The following is a 14809-nucleotide window of genomic DNA, read 5'->3' on the forward strand; positions in this document are numbered from 1 at the left end:
TTTTTTTAAAAAAACGGGGGTATCCCAAGGTCATCTTTTGATGACTTTTGGGACACCCCCGTTTGTTCATTATTTGGCTGGTTGCTGCTTCATCCAAGCCGCCAAATCCTCCATGACCTCGATCGGGACATTGCCCGGCAGCATATATTCCGCGCCTGTCGAGGGCTGATCATACGGAACGAAGACGTGATTCAGTTTCGGATACAGCTTATACGTGACGTCTGTGCGGGCGGATAGCGCCTTCTTCCATCCTTCCAGGTTCGAGGCATCCACTTGTACGTCGTTGTCGCCTTGCGCGATGAACAGCGGGATATGTTGGTCCTTCGCCTGTTCGGCGGCGTAATGATTGCGGAAATCGAACCACCAGGAAGCATTGGGGAGCGGCAAATCCGCCGGATAATTATTCGTCGTATAACGTTCGTCTTTAATGATCGCAACCGTCTGCTCCCACTGCTTCGCTTGCTGCTCCAATTGAGCGATTACTTCGGGCGACGCCCCCTGCTTACGGGCGCGTTCTACCGCGTTCTTATACTGCGTGAGTATGAGATCCTCGATTGGCACGGTAGGACCGGCAAGGATGACGGCGGCGTCGAAGCGCTTGTTCCGATCATCCTTCAAGATGCGCGGCACCAGCATGCCGCCCTGGCTGTGACCGACCAATATGACCGGCACGTCCGCGAATCGGGCATCCGCGTTAACCAGGTCCGCTGCCAACAGCGCATCATCGATCGTCTCGTCCTTCACCGTAAAGCCGGGCGTCACAGCTTTGAACGAATGCTCCCGCGTCCGCTTCGTATACCGCAGCGTCGCCACGCCTTGTTTGGCCAGACCGACGGCCAAATCGCGGAACGTCTTCGCCGCGCCAGCCGTCTCGTCCTCGTCGTTCGGACCGGAGCCGTGAACAAGTACGGCCACGGCGGCAATTCGGCCATCCGATGGTACGGTCAGCTTCCCTGGCAGAGCGAGCGTCCCTTCGCCGACCACGACCTGTTCCTCCTTATACGTCTGCGGCAGATCATAGCTAGGCGGAGAATAAGGAACATCGGCCATAGCGGGGACGATTAGATCATCAATCCGGCCATCGGCGTCAAATCTCACTTCAAGCGCGAATGGCAGCTGCCGCTCCGTCTTATACAGCAATTTGGCCGTCGTATGTACGGCATTGGGCTGGATGGTGACCTGCTCTAGCGAAGCGACGCCGCCGTATAACGCTTGCACCTGGGCCCAGAAAGCTTCCAATGTCGGTCTGGGAAGCGCCGCCGTCAAGCCCTTGCTGAAGTTCGCGGCCGCGGCATCCCATTGCCCCCTCGCGAGCTGGCGGACGAAACGCGCGCTCTTCGCGTCATAAGACTTGCCACTCGGGGTCAATCCTTCTAGCTGCGACCAGGCAGATTCGATGCCGAGCGCTTCATTGAACGCCGACAACGATAAGAGGAGACGCCCTTGGGCATCTACACGAAGCGGCTTGTCTAACGCTATCGATCGGCCATCGACAGTCATCGTTGCCTTGCCAATCGGGAAGCGAAGCTCATGTCCGGCCCATGTCACGATCGCCGTACGAGATATGCCATCATACCGCACGATGGCGGCGATATCCTCGGCTGCCGCCCGCAGCGGCACCAGCGTCTCCTCTGCCGTCAATCCGGATGCGATGGACGTCGGCGCAAGATCATGCGAAGATGTCGCGCCGGCTGCCGCAGGCAAGCTGCCGACCGCGATGCTGGCCGCAAGGAGTCCTGTCAATAGAAGTTTGCCGCTGTTTTGCTTGATAATCGGTTCGTTCAATGGTATCCCTCCCATGATAATGTACAGGATTGAGACGCTTAAGGTCATCGATATGTTCACTTCGCAGGAAAAAAATGCCGCAATCGAGGAGAAACCTCCGCACACGCCCCGTGATACGATTCAGTTATCAAATTCACTTCGATGGAGGTCACGAAATCATGGCAGTACAAAAGCGTTCCAAAGGACGTCTATGGGCATCTTACGCATTAAGCGGGTTGGTCGTGTTATTCATGCTGTTCGACGGCATCGCCAAGCTATTCAAACCGGAATCAGTGGTAGAGAGTACGACCACGCTGGGATTCGAAGAACATCATCTGCTGGCGATTGCCATCCTCGGGCTGATCTCCACGCTGCTCTACGCCTTCCCCCGCACGGCCGTGCTCGGCGCGATCCTGCTGACAGCGTATTATGGCGGTGTTGTCGCAACGCATGTTCGTTTAGACAATCCGTTGTTCTCTCATACGCTGTTCTCGGTCTATCTGGCGATACTCGCATGGGGCGGGCTTTGGCTGCGGGACGATCGGGTCCAACGATTATTCACGACTCGTTGACAAGAAGAAGGGACTGCCCTTGCGGACGGTCCCTTCTCTTCTTGTTTATCGCGGGTGGACTAAGGGCGAATGAATTGCCATTGCAGGTTGGTCGACGTGCTGCTGCTCCCCATTTTCAAGTCGGCACCGTTCGTCGTACTGCCGCCGCTGTCCAAATAAAGACCAGTCGTCACATTTTTGATTCTGTAATTACCGCCGTACGGTTCCAAAGCCCAACGCTGATTGCCGCTCGTGCTGCTGCCCGACTGTCCGCATATGGAACCGCTGGCGGTACGGCCCATGCTGTCGAGATACAGGCCGGTGGCCGCATTCTTGAATTTATAGTAGCTGCCGTAGAATTCCGTGATCCATCGCTGGTTGTTGCTCGTGCTGGTCGCCCATTGGCCAACGTTGGATCCGCTTGTGGTGCGGCCCATACCGTCCATGTACAAGCCGGTCGATGCGTTCTTCAATTTGTTCGTATTCATCGCGCTCATAATCGCATCGATAATGCCCTGCTGCGTCACCGTGTTGGTCGATCGGTTGAACAACCCGAAGCCATACTGCCCGTTGTACCCGTTATCCCATACCACCGGCACGGAACCATATTTGCGGGCCGTGGCAGCAACCGCATGGGCGAATGCGGCGCGATAGGTGTTATTCGCGGCATCAAGGGCCGTTTTGTCAATAGATCCGAACTCGCCGACGACGACGGGATAGCCTTGCGCGACGAATTTATCATAGGTGGATTTCAGCTGCGCTTCGAGGTAATCCTCCTGCCCCCAGGTGGACTTCTTGGCCGAATTGGCCGCCGTCGCACCCCATTGCGTGATGGTGCCGGATTCCTCGCCCGCGAAGTCCCACGGCGAATAGTAATGGACGGAAATCATAATCCGCTTCTCGGCGCTAGGAATGGAGGAATCGCGATAGTTATCCGTCGGGAGCGCAAACCCGTAGTTGCCTACGGTGTAATCGATGTTCGTATTCCAGCCGGGTATAAGCAGCCACCTCGCGGCATTGTTGCCGCCGGTCTGTCTGACGGTATCGACAAAGATTTGATTATAAGCGTTCAGATTGGCGTAGTACGCCGTGTTCGGCGTTCCATAAGTGCCGTCGAATTCTTCGTTCATGGACTCGAAGATCAGACGTTCATCGTAGTTGACGAACGTGTTGGCGAGCTGCTGCCACACCTTCTGATACTTCGCTTTGATCGTCGTTTGATCGCTTCCGTTCACGAGCAGCCAAGAGCCGGCAACGGAATTGTAACCGTCTCCATGAATGTTGATGATGACGTACAGCCCTTCATTGTAGGCGTAATCCACGACGGTCTTCACCCGATTCAACCAGGCCGAGTTAATCGTATAGTTCGGTGCGCTCCCGATATAATTCAAATACGACACCGGGATGCGGATCGTCTTGAAGCCCGCCGCCTTAACCTTCTGAATGAGAGCTTGGGTAATGGCGGGATTGCCCCATGCAGTCTCGCTTGGCGTGCCGTTCGAGCTGGCTTCGAGCTGATTGCCCAGATTCCAGCCTGCTCCCATCTCGAACACGATTTGCGAAGAATTGAGCGAGTTGAAGTCGGCAGTTGCCGCAGACGCGGCCGTACTCCAGCTTGAGAGCGCAGCTGCGAGGATGACGAACATGGCGACCAGCGAGATGCCGAGCGATTTTACGTTCAATTTCATGTCAAAAACCTCCGTTCTAGCGTGTATGGTTGATCACGTTACTTGAATTGCGACGCGCTACTTCCTCCTCTCCGGTTGAGCTGTGCCAATAATGCTGACGATCTTCGGTGCACCACGATTATAGCGGGATTCATCCGCCAGAATTACCCCACAAATTCCCACAAAATTCATATAGAAATTTGAAAGGGCTTACATGAGTGGGGGATGCCCGCGATTCGTAATGAAAAACCTGGATATGAGGCACACTGTAGAAAAACGTACAGGGAGCAGAACACCATGAGATGGATGCAAACTACAGCGATTGTACTAAGTCTTACCTTTGTCGCAACAGCCTGTGCCAGCCGTAACGATACGGATGCGGATAATCTTAACAATCAACTTCGCACGCAAGGCGTCACCGACCAGCGGTTGGATGATCCTCGTATTGTGAACACAGACATGGATCTGAAGCGCGGGGACCAAGGCATTGGCCGCCCATACCGCGCCGGCGGCCGCACAGGCACCTTCATGGCGCAATCGGCCATGACCCAAGTATTCCCTAACCCGTCGATCAGCCCGCGCAACGGCAGCTATGCAGAGAATGCCATTGAGATGGCCTCGAGGTTCATGGGGACGCCCTATCAGTTCGGCTCGGATCGGTCCGATCCGTCCTCCTTCGACTGCTCGGATTTCACCCGCTGGGCGTTCTTGTCTGGTCTTGGGATGAATCTTCCGCTTGATTCACGTAGTCAGGCTCGTTATGTGCTCGCCTACTCGAACCGGGTGTACTACGATTTGAATTACGCGCGCCGCGGCGATCTGCTTTTCTTCACCTCGTTCCTGGGCACGAATCCCGATCTATACCGGGGCGTTACGAAATCCGTCGATGCCATTACGCATTGCGGCATCTATCTAGGAGACGGCAAAATGATTCACACCGCCTCGCCTCGAACGGGCGGCGTCCGCATCGACAACGTGTTCGGCAATCACCTGCAGTGGCGGTTCTTCATAGGCGGCTCCGTTTTAGACCAGAAATAAAGCGTTCACGTTTAAACAAAAAACAGCAGCATCCTCCAGGCCCGAGCGCAAGCCTGATGGTCGCTGCTGTTTTTTTTTGCGCATCTTCGTTAGATGGTCAAATCATTCTCGATTTTGAACGCGATGACATGCTGAAGCACCTTGATCAGCAGAGCGGCGAAGGTTGCGATAATGCTAGTCGCGAACATGCCCACGATCCCCAAGGTAATGAATGGGGTAATGTCTTCATCATGAATGAAGAGCATGATCGAGAGGACGCCGAGCACGATGATGGCGCAGATCGTGATAGCCGAGTACCGGATGAGCTTCAGCGCGCGCACAGCCTTGTCTGTGAAAGCCCTGTTGCGTTCGATGCAGCTTAACAAGTTGAAGGCTTGAATCATCGCAATAAAGAACGGAACGGCAAGCGCATACGAACCCGCCAGGAACGGATACCGCATGTAAGCCGTCTCCGGATGAGCTGCGGCGTCTTTACTGGCCATGATGGGCAAGGCAACTGCACATCCGGCAAGCGCCGCTATCCCGACCAGAACGACAACCCCTTTTAGAAATAAGGTCGATCCTCGACTCACTGTCAATCCCCCCGCTTCGTTATCCTTTCTTGAATTTAGCATATAATTTATCGCAGAACAATATATTTTAGTTGTTTAGGAATACGTTATTGTTGTTTCATAAAAAATGAACCTGTCCCGGCTTCATGGCCGTAAGATGGAGGTATGGAGGTGGTGAAAATCATGCTAGTGAGCAAGAGCGCGAAACGTAACGAAGCGTTATTGGGTATCCTGGAACATAAGCACAAGACGATCGCGGCGAATATTGCCCATGCGGATACGCCTGGATACAAAGCGCGGAAAGTCGTGTTCGAAGAGGAATTGGCGAAACAGATCAACGGCAGTCATACGGCGCAGGTACGGCTTAATCGGACCCATGCGGACCATCTGCCAAGCGGCACCGAGTCTCGGACGATTCCGTACAAGACGATCCAAGATCACCGTACGGCGATGAACAACAATCGGAACAATGTCGACATCGATGCGGAGATGGTGAATTTGGCCAGCAATCAGCTCGCTTATCAATTCCTGGCTGACAAAGTCGGCGGTCATTACAACAAATACAAAAAACTGCTTGCCGATCTGAAGTAGCTCGTTCTCGGACAAGACCCCACGCAAAAGGCAGCCCAATCTCGGGCTGCCTTATTGTGCTGCGGTATATCGGATGCGAGTTGATTACTCGACCTTAAACTTGGAAGCCGACTCGGCCAGTTCTTTCGTCAGGGCGTCGATCGTCTCCACCATAAGCGCCAACTGCTGGACGGTCGTCGATTGCTCGATCATCGTCGCGCTTACCTCCTCGACGGAAGCGGATACTTCCTCGCCAGACGCCGAGAGGCTTTGGGCCGACTGCAGAACCTCTTCCTTGTCCCGCTCCATATAGGATACTTCGTCCGCCATCGACTTGATTCGAGACGTGATATCCGTGATCTTGTCTAGAATCGACTGGAACGCGATTCGCGTCTGATTGACGTAAGCATCCTGCTTGGCGGCAATCTCTTGGATCTCGACGACGCTGTGGTTGTTCTCCTGCACGTAGAGCAGGTTCTGCTGAATGATCTCGTTGATCTGGCTCGATTGCTTCGAGCTTTGCTCCGCCAGCTTGCGGATTTCCGATGCGACGACGGCAAATCCGCGCCCATGCTCGCCCGCGCGTGCCGCCTCGATGGAAGCATTCAAGGCAAGCAGATTCGTTTGGCCGGCGATTTGGCTGATTGCGCCGGTAATTTGGCTGATGTTATTCGAGCTGACTTGCAGCTTGGCCGTGATCTCGGAGATCTTCTGCACTTCCTGCTCGTTCTTCGCGTTGTTGTCCGTCAGATCGTCTACGACTTTGTTGCTATCGTGGAACACCGCGACGATTTCTTCGGCCATATCCCGGACGGATTGCACGTTGTGATTCATCGACGCGAATTTGTCGCCGAAACCATTGAACTTCTCGACGATGTGCTCCGTCTCGTGCGATTGCGATTCCATCGCCTTCGCGATCTCCATGGAGGTGACGGACGTTTCGCTTGCGGACTGCGCCGTCTTCTTCGACGAGACTTCCAATTCGCTTGTGCTCGTGCCCAGAATGGCGATCGAATGATTCATGTTCGTGATCAGTTCTTTATTCTGCGACACCATCGCATTGAAGCTGGTCGCCAAATCTTTGAATTCGCTGTCGTAGTTCCCTTGCGCGGTGACGGTCAGATCGCCGGAAGCCAGCTGCCTGAACAGTCCGTTCAGTCTCAGAATAGGAGATGTGATGTATCGCGACAAGGCGATGCCGAATACGACGGCGACAAGTACGGCGATGATGGTAACGATGAAGACTTTGAGCAGCATGTCTTGGATCGGCCGATTAATATCTGTATAAGAATCGACGACGGATATTGTTAAATCGGCAGTAGGAATCCGATTGATGTGCAAATACTCTCCGTTTTGATCGACTTCGGTGGTTTTAATCTCCCCGACCGCTCTGTCCGCCAGAAACTCTTTAACCCCTGGTTGATCCCCGATATAGACGCCGATCATCTCTTCGTTCATGGATTGATACAGGTACGTGCCGTCTCGGCTCAGAATCTCGATTCTTCCTTCGCCATTGATGTGGATGTCCTTGAATTTATCCGTGAAGAAATCGCCGTTCACCGTCGACGTGAATACGCCGAGAATGTTGCCGTCCGCGTCTTTCATCGGAGTGGCGAAGACGATCAGTATCTTCTTGGCATCGGATTCGGAACGAAATGCATCCGATATGGCCGTGTTGCCGGCCATCGCTTCTTTGAAATAAGCTAGATCGCCGAAGGATTTGCTCATGAGAGACGCGTCCGTCGAAGCGACAACGGCTCCTTTGTTATCTATAATGGAGAAAGAATCATTTCCCCGCGTGCCTTGCAGACCGCGTTTCATAGACTCGGTTACTTCGCCATAAAGATGATTGGAAGACGAAGTAAACTCGGCATCGCTCATCGTTCCGGCATATCGCAACTTTAACAAATCGCGGTACGAATTGTGTTCAGAGGACAGGAACGTAGACTGCTCTTGAAGCTGGACGGCCGTCCATAGCCCTTCCGCCATGCGATCCGCGATACCGGCGATTTCGTCCTTGCTCTTCTTGAGCAGTAGATCCGACGCAAAGAAATACGTGATCGTGGAGGTCGCGACAAGCACGACGATCACAAGCGCGCTTATTAATGCTGGAAGCTTGACTTTGAGCGAAATATTTCTCATTTTATTGATAAATTTGATTTTCCCCATCTCACTTATCCTCTCTCGTTGTTTTGCTTCACGGCTGCGATCGAAGCATCACTTCTTTATATCGGCAGACGAGTCGAATTGATTAACCCCAAATTCATAACTAGGGCAGTCAATGGGAAGCGCAAATAACCCGGCTCTCCATAGGCAGGAGCCGGGTTAGTCGATAAGCTATGTTGCCGATTGGTGATGCTATAGGCGACCTTCCGATCCAGCATGATAAGCAGGCGGCACAAGCAGCCACCCCTTCTCCGTCATCAACTGCCGGAATGTTAGCGCGAAAGCGGCTTTCTTCATCTGGAACTTCGCGAACATCGACGCCACGTCGGGTCTGGTCGCCTCCGTCAAGCCGCGGCATGCATAGTTAATGCCCAGAACGATATTGAAGCTAAGGAGATTCGCGATCTCTTCGTCGGATAGCTTGGCGTTCTCCGGCATGGCGCGAAAATCGCCGATCGATTTGTCCGGGGTCGCATTCGGCAATGGGACGCCTTCGCTTCTAAGGAAGTCTTTCAACTCTTCGCGGATGGGGAGATGAACATTATTTATGACGTCTTCGATTTTGTCTCTCAGCTCTTGGTCCTGCGCGGTATTATAAGAAACTTGCTCTCCGCGAAGCGTCTGTTCGGTGGCCGTCAAATAAAACCAGAGATTCATGACTTCGCCGACGTGAAGCGGCGGTTTCTTGCCGTCGCCGAATGGATGGATCGCGTCTTTAAGCATTTCCAGCAAATTCATTGGTCAGCATCTCCACTGTTTTTGGTTAGGGTTGCCCCTTCCCCGTTGCGCTATACAGTTCGCCCCCGCTTCACCGAAATAAAAAAAGCCGCATGTCTGCGGCTTCAAAAGCAAGCATGCTGCGCTTACTTCGCGCTATTCTCTTCGTACAAATGGAACTTGTTCGCGGATCTTAGAAACCGCTTGCCGTCCGAGAGTGTCGCCGTTGTGACGTTATACCCGCTAAGGGTCGTAATTGGGCGTTGGCGTATCCCGTTCTGCGTGACGATGACATCCAGCTTGTGTTTTACGGCGAGTTCGAAGTCTTTATCCGTAATTAATTCTTGTCCTGGCGCTAAGGTGGTTTGGTTGCTCATTGGTTGTCCTCCACAATCATTCGAATTTGTACAGTCAGTAGGTAATGGTACATCAGTTTGCAGGGCAAATGCAAATCGATGTTGTGCGAAATTCGACGAATTGCCCTTTTGCGACGCGATAATGGGGCTTGGCGAAACCTAACGAGCGTCAAACGCCGGGTTGGATGTCATCGCTTGCTTGCCGGCAACGACGAACAGCGCCACAGGTATCGGGCCCCGCGACGAAGAAAATCGAACGATTCGATTGTCATAGGAACCGCGGTCGAATGGAAAATTAAACGGTACAGCGAACTGGGATCGCTCGAAGAAAAACGAAAAAGCAGGTGAGCGCTTGGAGAAATTAATCGCGAATTTAGCACAGAAGAAAGCGGCGGTCATCGTCGTGGACGTGCAGAACGACTACTGTCATCCGGATGGCGCAATCGCGAAATTAGGCAGTGACGTGAGTGCCGCCAAGATCATGATGCCTGCCTTGCACAGTCTGCTGGCGTCGGCGCGGGAACATGGCGTACCCGTTATTTTCCTGCAGACGAACCATGAGCAGGCGACCGATTCGGAAGTATGGGTATCCCGGTTTCAAGATGGCGTGAACCCGATATGCCACACTGGCAGCTGGGGAGCGGAATTTTATGAAGTGGCGCCGCTGCCGAATGAAACCGTGGTCAAGAAACATCGCTACAGCGGATTTATCCATACGCGGCTGGCGTCCGTACTGCAGACCATGAGAATCGAGACGTTGATCATGACCGGCGTCAGCACGAATCTGTGCGTGGAATCGACCGCGAGGGACGGGTTCATGCTGGATTACCGGATTGTGCTCGTGAAGGATGCGTGCGCCGCCTTTACGCAAGCTGAACACGAGATGACGTTGAAGACGGTGGATACGTACTTTGGCATGGTGGCCGATACGCAGCAGGTGATCTCCTTCTGGAAGCAGCAGCCTGCCCCGACTCCGCAGCTTGTCCCCTCTTGACACGACGAAACGCGAGAAGACAGCAGGCCGCTTATAGCGCGGACTGCTGTCTTCGCGTGTTCTCCTGTTACGGCATCAAAAACCTACATGCGGTCATTAATATGCCGTATTGCCCGAAGCGCTCGTGTTGCCGGATGCAAATCCTTTGAAGAGCGTCGGCACTTTAGAGTAACGAGTGTTCGTGATTTTACCTGTGCTTACGGTTGCGTCCGTCCGCAGAATGGAATCTTTGACGTTGGAAATATCGCAATTGTCGACTGTCATGACGGTCTTGAAGGTCGAACCGCCGAGCTGGCGCACCAGCTTGCCGATGTCGTTCGCCTTGAAGTTCTTAATATTAATCGTCCCCGCCGCGTTGAGCTGGAACACCTTGTCGTATGCTTTGTACGCAGCGCCGCCGGTAATGTTCACCGTGCCGGATGATTTCAGCGTCAAGGCGTCTTCGCCGACGTCGGACCAGGTTACGTTGACGATGTTGCAGCTCCCATAACAATGAACTCCGTCGGCAGCCGGCGCCGCGAGGATGACGTTCTTCAGCGTTGCCCCCGCTTCCAGCCGGAATACCGGCTTCTGGCCTTCCGCCTGACTGCCGTCCCCGAGCGTGCTCGCATTCGCCACGAAGGTCTGGCCCTTGCCGTCATAGGTTGTGCCAGCCGGCACGATAATGGTCGAATTGACCGTGGTGGCGGCGTTCGCCGGCTGAGCCGGCATACATGAAACGATCAACCCCATCGTTAACACCCAACCGAATAACTTCTTCATATTATTAACACCGCCTATTGGAGAGATATATGAACAGGAATGATAGCGGCCGTACTAGCATCCTCATCCATGCGGATCCATCCGTGCGCACTTCCGTTGTATCCGCTTTCAATATATCACTCGCATTCAGCAGGCGGAATAGTCAAAATCTCCCATTTATTAATATACATCAATCACAGTTAACATATTATCGAGATATTCGTTCGATATAATACGCTAATCATTAATTTTTATATTACCCACTTTTTACGCAAATACAGACTTAGTCTCATTTGCCAAAGGGATCGCCGAAGCGGATGATCGACTGTTAGAATCCTGCTTTATTGCTGGTCCCGCCCTGCCGAATGCTAGCCATAGAGTAGTCCCGACTAGTACTCACGTATCGGTTTCTTCGCATGCTTGGAGTCCTAGAAGGCAAATTTCGGCGTCTGACTGACTCGCGCACCTCCCCCTTTGAAGGTACGCAAGTCGAATGCGCCGCTAATGAAAAAGGCCGACCGCTTGGTTACCGCATGGTACCATTGGGTCAGCCCTGTCACTAATTCGGATCACTTCGTTCCGTTCTGCAACCCGATCTCCTCGTCGTAGGCGTCGAAAATCTGACGGGCGATCGGTGCGGCGCCATATCCGCCGTATCCCCCATCCGGCACGACGACGGCGACGGCCAGCTTCGGGTTCTTCTGCGGGGCGAACGCGATGAATACGGCATTCTCCACTTTCTTGCGGTTCCCCGCATCCTGCTGGGAGGTGCCGGTCTTGCGATAGAAGGAATACGAAGCATCTTCGAAGCCTTGCACTTTGACCTGCGCCATACCCTGGAACACTTCATCCCAATAGGCTTCCGGAAAGTCGACCTGGTTCATCACCTCAGGCTTGAATCCTTGGATGACCTTGCCTTCGCCATCCACAATCCGATCCACGAACTGCGGCTTCATGCGTGTCCCCCGGCTTGCGAGCGTCGCCGCATACTGGGCCAGTTGAAGCGTCGTATACCGCCCCTGCTGACCGAAGGAGGCATAGATCAGCGCAGCTTGAGCGCTGCCGGCCTCTTTGTCGTAATAGCCGACGATGCCGTTATGTTCATTCGGCAGGCCGCTGCCCGTAGGAGCGCCCAAGCCGAATTGCTTCATGTAACTGTCCCAGACATCCAGACCTTTGCGCTGGTACTTCTTGTACAATTCATTGCCGATCATCTGCGACATGAAGACGTTAGATGACTTGGCGAGCGCCTTCGCCGGGTCTATTCGTCCGTTCGCCGCCCCGCTTGCATTCCGGACAGACACCTCGTGACCTTTCCGGCCGAAATAGAAAATGCCGTTATCTTGGATCGTGGTGCCCGTCGTAAACAGCCCTTCGTTCAAACCGACCAGAATCGAGAGCGGCTTCTGCGTCGAACCGAGGAAGACGAGCGATGGCGGGTGCCGGTCCCGCTCCTCCTGCGATTCATAAGGAGCATAGTTCTGCCGGATGGTGCCATTCCCTTGGAAGAATTGCGTTCTCTTCATGTCTTCGGACGATATTCGGCCGCCCTTCCACACGTTCGGATCATAATCCGGCATACTGGCCATCGCGATGATTTTGCCGGTCGCCACTTCCATCGCCACCGCGTAACCGGTCCGCGCATAAGGGGCGCCATGCTGGCTAGCCGGCGTATTGCGCAGCTTCTCCAGCTGATTCATGATCGCCTGCTCCGTCTTGCGCTGTACGGTCGAATTTATCGTCAGCACCAAATTATGGCCGCGCTCGGGCGCGGTGATGTCCGGCTCGCCGATAATTTCGTCCCTGGCGTTGACCGGATAGATCTTCAACCCGTTCTTGCCGCGCAGCACGTCCTGATACATGAGCTCCAGTCCATCGTAGCCGACGTCCTCATCATCGAGGTATTGGAGACGAGCATCCTCTTCGCTGCGTTTGGCTTCATAGACATCGAGAACATCCTTCACGCCGCGGTACTTCTTCAAATAACCGACGAGCTGGACGGCCAATGGATCGGAAGCATAATTCCGGACGGCTTCCTCGATGACCTCGAATCCTTTGAACTGATCCCGGTGCTCGGCGAAATATGCGATCTCTTGATTTGTCAGCCCCGTCTTAATCCGCCTTGGCACGGCAATCGTGTTCTGCGCGAACTTCAGATCCATCTGCTTCACAATGTCCTTCGCCGTCATCGCCCCCGAGGGATCGCCATAATCGATGAAGATTTGCTGAAGCTTCAAGGCGAGCTGCTGCGCCTCTTCCTTCGTGAATCCCCGCTCAAGCGTAAAATACAGCGATTGGGTCGAGGTGGAATACGCGATCTTATTCCCCTCCGAATCCAGAATGTCCCCGCGGATCGGCGGAATCTTCACCTTGCTCGTGCTTGCATTCTCGAACTGCTCCCGAAGCTTGGGACCTTCCACGAATTGAAGCGTGGCCAGCCGTAGGATCAACATGCTGAACAGCACGAACACGACGACGAAATACAGCTGTACCCGGAACGCGAAGCCTCCTCGGCTGCGCGGCTGCTCCGTGTTGACTTCCGTTTGCATTCGATCACCTGCTAACTTGATGTGTTACACGCCTATAATTCCCTCTCGACTCCTTTAGACGACAAAATTAGGAAAAAGGTTTTTGCAAATTCAACTGCGAAAATCCGCAGGCGATCGTCACAATACGACACAACAAAAAAAAAGCCGCATCGTATGCGACTTTTACATGTCCTTCGGCTAGCCGTTTATTTCATAACGGAGCCTCCGTACAGGAAGCGTCTTTCCCATTGGCTGCCCGCGATTGTATCGACTCGTACGCCTCCGGATTTCTTGGAGTACGTATGCATAATTCGGCCGTCTCCGAGATAGATCCCGTCATGCGTAATGCGAACCTTGTAATGATTGCTGCCGGTAATCTTCACGCCCGGACTGCTGAAGAACATGACATCTCCCGCTTTGAGCGTTCTCCAATCGGTCGTATCCGTCCCCGTGCTGCGCACGTACATGCCTTGTTGTCTCGAATCGGCAGGAAGTTTGATTCCAGCGCCTTCGGCATAAGCCTGCCTGACGAAATCCGAGCAATCGAAAGTTCGCGTCGTGTGGCGGTCCGAAGCGAACTCATACGGAGTCCCCAAATACTTCATCCCCGTGCTGATGACCTTCTGAATCATGACCGACCGCTGCGCCGCCGCCGGATTATTGACGGACGTGGAGTGATCAGAGGGATTGTTGTAATTAGATTGGTTGCTGTAATTAGATTGATTGTTGTAGTTAGATTGATTGTTGTAGTTAGATTGGTTGTTGTAGTTAGATTGGTTGTTGTAGTTAGATTGGTTGCTGTAATTTAGTTGGTTGCTGTAATTAGATTGGTCGTTGTAATTAGATTGGCCGTTGTAAATAGATTGGTTGCTGTAATTTGATTGGTCGTTGTAATAATACGGGTTGTTGACGGCATTGGAGTGGTAAGATGGGTTGCTGCCCGATAGATACTGATTGACGTGCTGACGCGCCTCCTGCGTTTGCATCGAATGCAGGGGACGAACTTGATTCTGCTGTTGAACTCCTTCGTTCCTGGCACCCGCACATCCGCTCGACAATACCGCCAAACTCACGATGCCGGCCATCGACAACCAACGATATGTTCGCATACACGAATCCCCTTCCGATCTGATTAGCAACACGGATATCCGTAATGCCCCATATCG

General features: G+C 53.4%; 13 protein-coding genes. 4 read left to right on the plus strand and 9 right to left on the minus strand.

Annotation, left to right across the window (positions count from 1 at the left end; translation table 11 throughout):
• Window positions 1–69 precede the first annotated feature (69 nt).
• Window positions 70–1785, minus strand: a complete 1716-nt coding sequence (locus tag ACFFSY_RS19040) for an alpha/beta fold hydrolase (protein WP_377496944.1) — start codon at window positions 1783–1785, stop codon at window positions 70–72.
• 158 nt (window positions 1786–1943) lie between these two features.
• On the opposite strand from ACFFSY_RS19040, the gene ACFFSY_RS19045 reads away from it, so the two are divergent.
• Window positions 1944–2336: a DoxX family protein gene (locus tag ACFFSY_RS19045; protein ID WP_377496946.1), complete on the plus strand. Its 393-nt coding sequence runs from the start codon at window positions 1944–1946 to the stop codon at window positions 2334–2336.
• Between the two features lie 59 nt (window positions 2337–2395).
• On the opposite strand, the gene ACFFSY_RS19050 is transcribed toward ACFFSY_RS19045, so the two are convergent.
• Window positions 2396–4003 carry a cellulase family glycosylhydrolase gene (locus ACFFSY_RS19050; RefSeq protein WP_377496948.1) on the minus strand — a complete coding sequence of 536 codons (1608 nt, stop codon included), beginning with the start codon at window positions 4001–4003 and terminating at the stop codon, window positions 2396–2398.
• 276 nt (window positions 4004–4279) lie between these two features.
• Here ACFFSY_RS19050 and ACFFSY_RS19055 point away from each other — a divergent pair, with 276 nt between their 5' ends.
• Entirely contained in the window at window positions 4280–5020 is a 741-nt protein-coding gene (locus ACFFSY_RS19055; RefSeq protein ID WP_377496950.1) for a C40 family peptidase, read from the plus strand.
• 89 nt (window positions 5021–5109) lie between these two features.
• Here ACFFSY_RS19055 and ACFFSY_RS19060 read toward each other — a convergent pair whose 3' ends face one another.
• Window positions 5110–5592, minus strand: coding sequence for a DUF2975 domain-containing protein (locus ACFFSY_RS19060; protein ID WP_377496952.1), 483 nt, complete (start codon window positions 5590–5592; stop codon window positions 5110–5112).
• Window positions 5593–5754: 162 nt separating this feature from the next.
• On the opposite strand from ACFFSY_RS19060, the gene flgB reads away from it, so the two are divergent.
• Complete coding sequence (gene flgB, locus ACFFSY_RS19065) at window positions 5755–6162, plus strand: flagellar basal body rod protein FlgB (protein ID WP_377497840.1); 408 nt, start codon at window positions 5755–5757, stop codon at window positions 6160–6162.
• Window positions 6163–6246: 84 nt separating this feature from the next.
• On the opposite strand, the gene ACFFSY_RS19070 is transcribed toward flgB, so the two are convergent.
• The 3 genes from ACFFSY_RS19070 to ACFFSY_RS19080 all read right to left on the minus strand — a co-directional run bounded on the left by ACFFSY_RS19070 (window position 6247) and on the right by ACFFSY_RS19080 (window position 9401).
• A complete protein-coding gene (locus ACFFSY_RS19070; RefSeq protein ID WP_377496953.1) occupies window positions 6247–8310 on the minus strand; it encodes a methyl-accepting chemotaxis protein in 2064 nt (687 codons plus the stop codon).
• Between the two features lie 189 nt (window positions 8311–8499).
• Entirely contained in the window at window positions 8500–9045 is a 546-nt protein-coding gene (locus ACFFSY_RS19075; protein ID WP_377496954.1) for a DUF3231 family protein, read from the minus strand.
• A gap of 125 nt (window positions 9046–9170) precedes the next feature.
• Window positions 9171–9401 carry a hypothetical protein gene (locus tag ACFFSY_RS19080; protein ID WP_377496956.1) on the minus strand — a complete coding sequence of 77 codons (231 nt, stop codon included), beginning with the start codon at window positions 9399–9401 and terminating at the stop codon, window positions 9171–9173.
• Between the two features lie 331 nt (window positions 9402–9732).
• Here ACFFSY_RS19080 and ACFFSY_RS19085 point away from each other — a divergent pair, with 331 nt between their 5' ends.
• Window positions 9733–10374, plus strand: coding sequence for a cysteine hydrolase family protein (locus tag ACFFSY_RS19085; protein ID WP_377496958.1), 642 nt, complete (start codon window positions 9733–9735; stop codon window positions 10372–10374).
• A gap of 96 nt (window positions 10375–10470) precedes the next feature.
• Here ACFFSY_RS19085 and ACFFSY_RS19090 read toward each other — a convergent pair whose 3' ends face one another.
• From ACFFSY_RS19090 to ACFFSY_RS19100, 3 genes are all read right to left on the minus strand, one after another.
• Window positions 10471–11136 carry a pectate lyase gene (locus ACFFSY_RS19090; protein ID WP_377496960.1) on the minus strand — a complete coding sequence of 222 codons (666 nt, stop codon included), beginning with the start codon at window positions 11134–11136 and terminating at the stop codon, window positions 10471–10473.
• A gap of 548 nt (window positions 11137–11684) precedes the next feature.
• On the minus strand, window positions 11685–13664 hold the full coding sequence (locus ACFFSY_RS19095; protein ID WP_377496962.1) for a peptidoglycan D,D-transpeptidase FtsI family protein: 1980 nt from the start codon (window positions 13662–13664) through the stop codon (window positions 11685–11687).
• Window positions 13665–13849: 185 nt separating this feature from the next.
• Window positions 13850–14752 carry a C40 family peptidase gene (locus tag ACFFSY_RS19100; RefSeq protein WP_377496964.1) on the minus strand — a complete coding sequence of 301 codons (903 nt, stop codon included), beginning with the start codon at window positions 14750–14752 and terminating at the stop codon, window positions 13850–13852.
• Window positions 14753–14809: the final 57 nt, after the last annotated feature.

This window comes from Paenibacillus aurantiacus (assembly GCF_042431225.1).
In the GTDB taxonomy this organism is placed as follows: Bacteria; Bacillota; Bacilli; order Paenibacillales; family Paenibacillaceae; genus Paenibacillus_Z; species Paenibacillus_Z aurantiacus.

Excerpts from the sequence above, each read along its gene's own strand:
- ACFFSY_RS19045 (WP_377496946.1), top strand. The coding sequence starts at position 1,944 with ATGGCAGTACAAAAGCGTTCCAAAGGACGTCTATGGGCATCTTACGCA.
- ACFFSY_RS19050 (WP_377496948.1), bottom strand. The coding sequence starts at position 4,003 with ATGAAATTGAACGTAAAATCGCTCGGCATCTCGCTGGTCGCCATGTTC.
- ACFFSY_RS19055 (WP_377496950.1), top strand. The coding sequence starts at position 4,280 with ATGAGATGGATGCAAACTACAGCGATTGTACTAAGTCTTACCTTTGTC.
- flgB (WP_377497840.1), top strand. The coding sequence starts at position 5,755 with ATGCTAGTGAGCAAGAGCGCGAAACGTAACGAAGCGTTATTGGGTATC.
- ACFFSY_RS19070 (WP_377496953.1), bottom strand. The coding sequence starts at position 8,310 with ATGGGGAAAATCAAATTTATCAATAAAATGAGAAATATTTCGCTCAAA.
- ACFFSY_RS19075 (WP_377496954.1), bottom strand. The coding sequence starts at position 9,045 with ATGAATTTGCTGGAAATGCTTAAAGACGCGATCCATCCATTCGGCGAC.
- ACFFSY_RS19080 (WP_377496956.1), bottom strand. The coding sequence starts at position 9,401 with ATGAGCAACCAAACCACCTTAGCGCCAGGACAAGAATTAATTACGGAT.
- ACFFSY_RS19090 (WP_377496960.1), bottom strand. The coding sequence starts at position 11,136 with ATGAAGAAGTTATTCGGTTGGGTGTTAACGATGGGGTTGATCGTTTCA.
- ACFFSY_RS19095 (WP_377496962.1), bottom strand. The coding sequence starts at position 13,664 with ATGCAAACGGAAGTCAACACGGAGCAGCCGCGCAGCCGAGGAGGCTTC.
- ACFFSY_RS19100 (WP_377496964.1), bottom strand. The coding sequence starts at position 14,752 with ATGCGAACATATCGTTGGTTGTCGATGGCCGGCATCGTGAGTTTGGCG.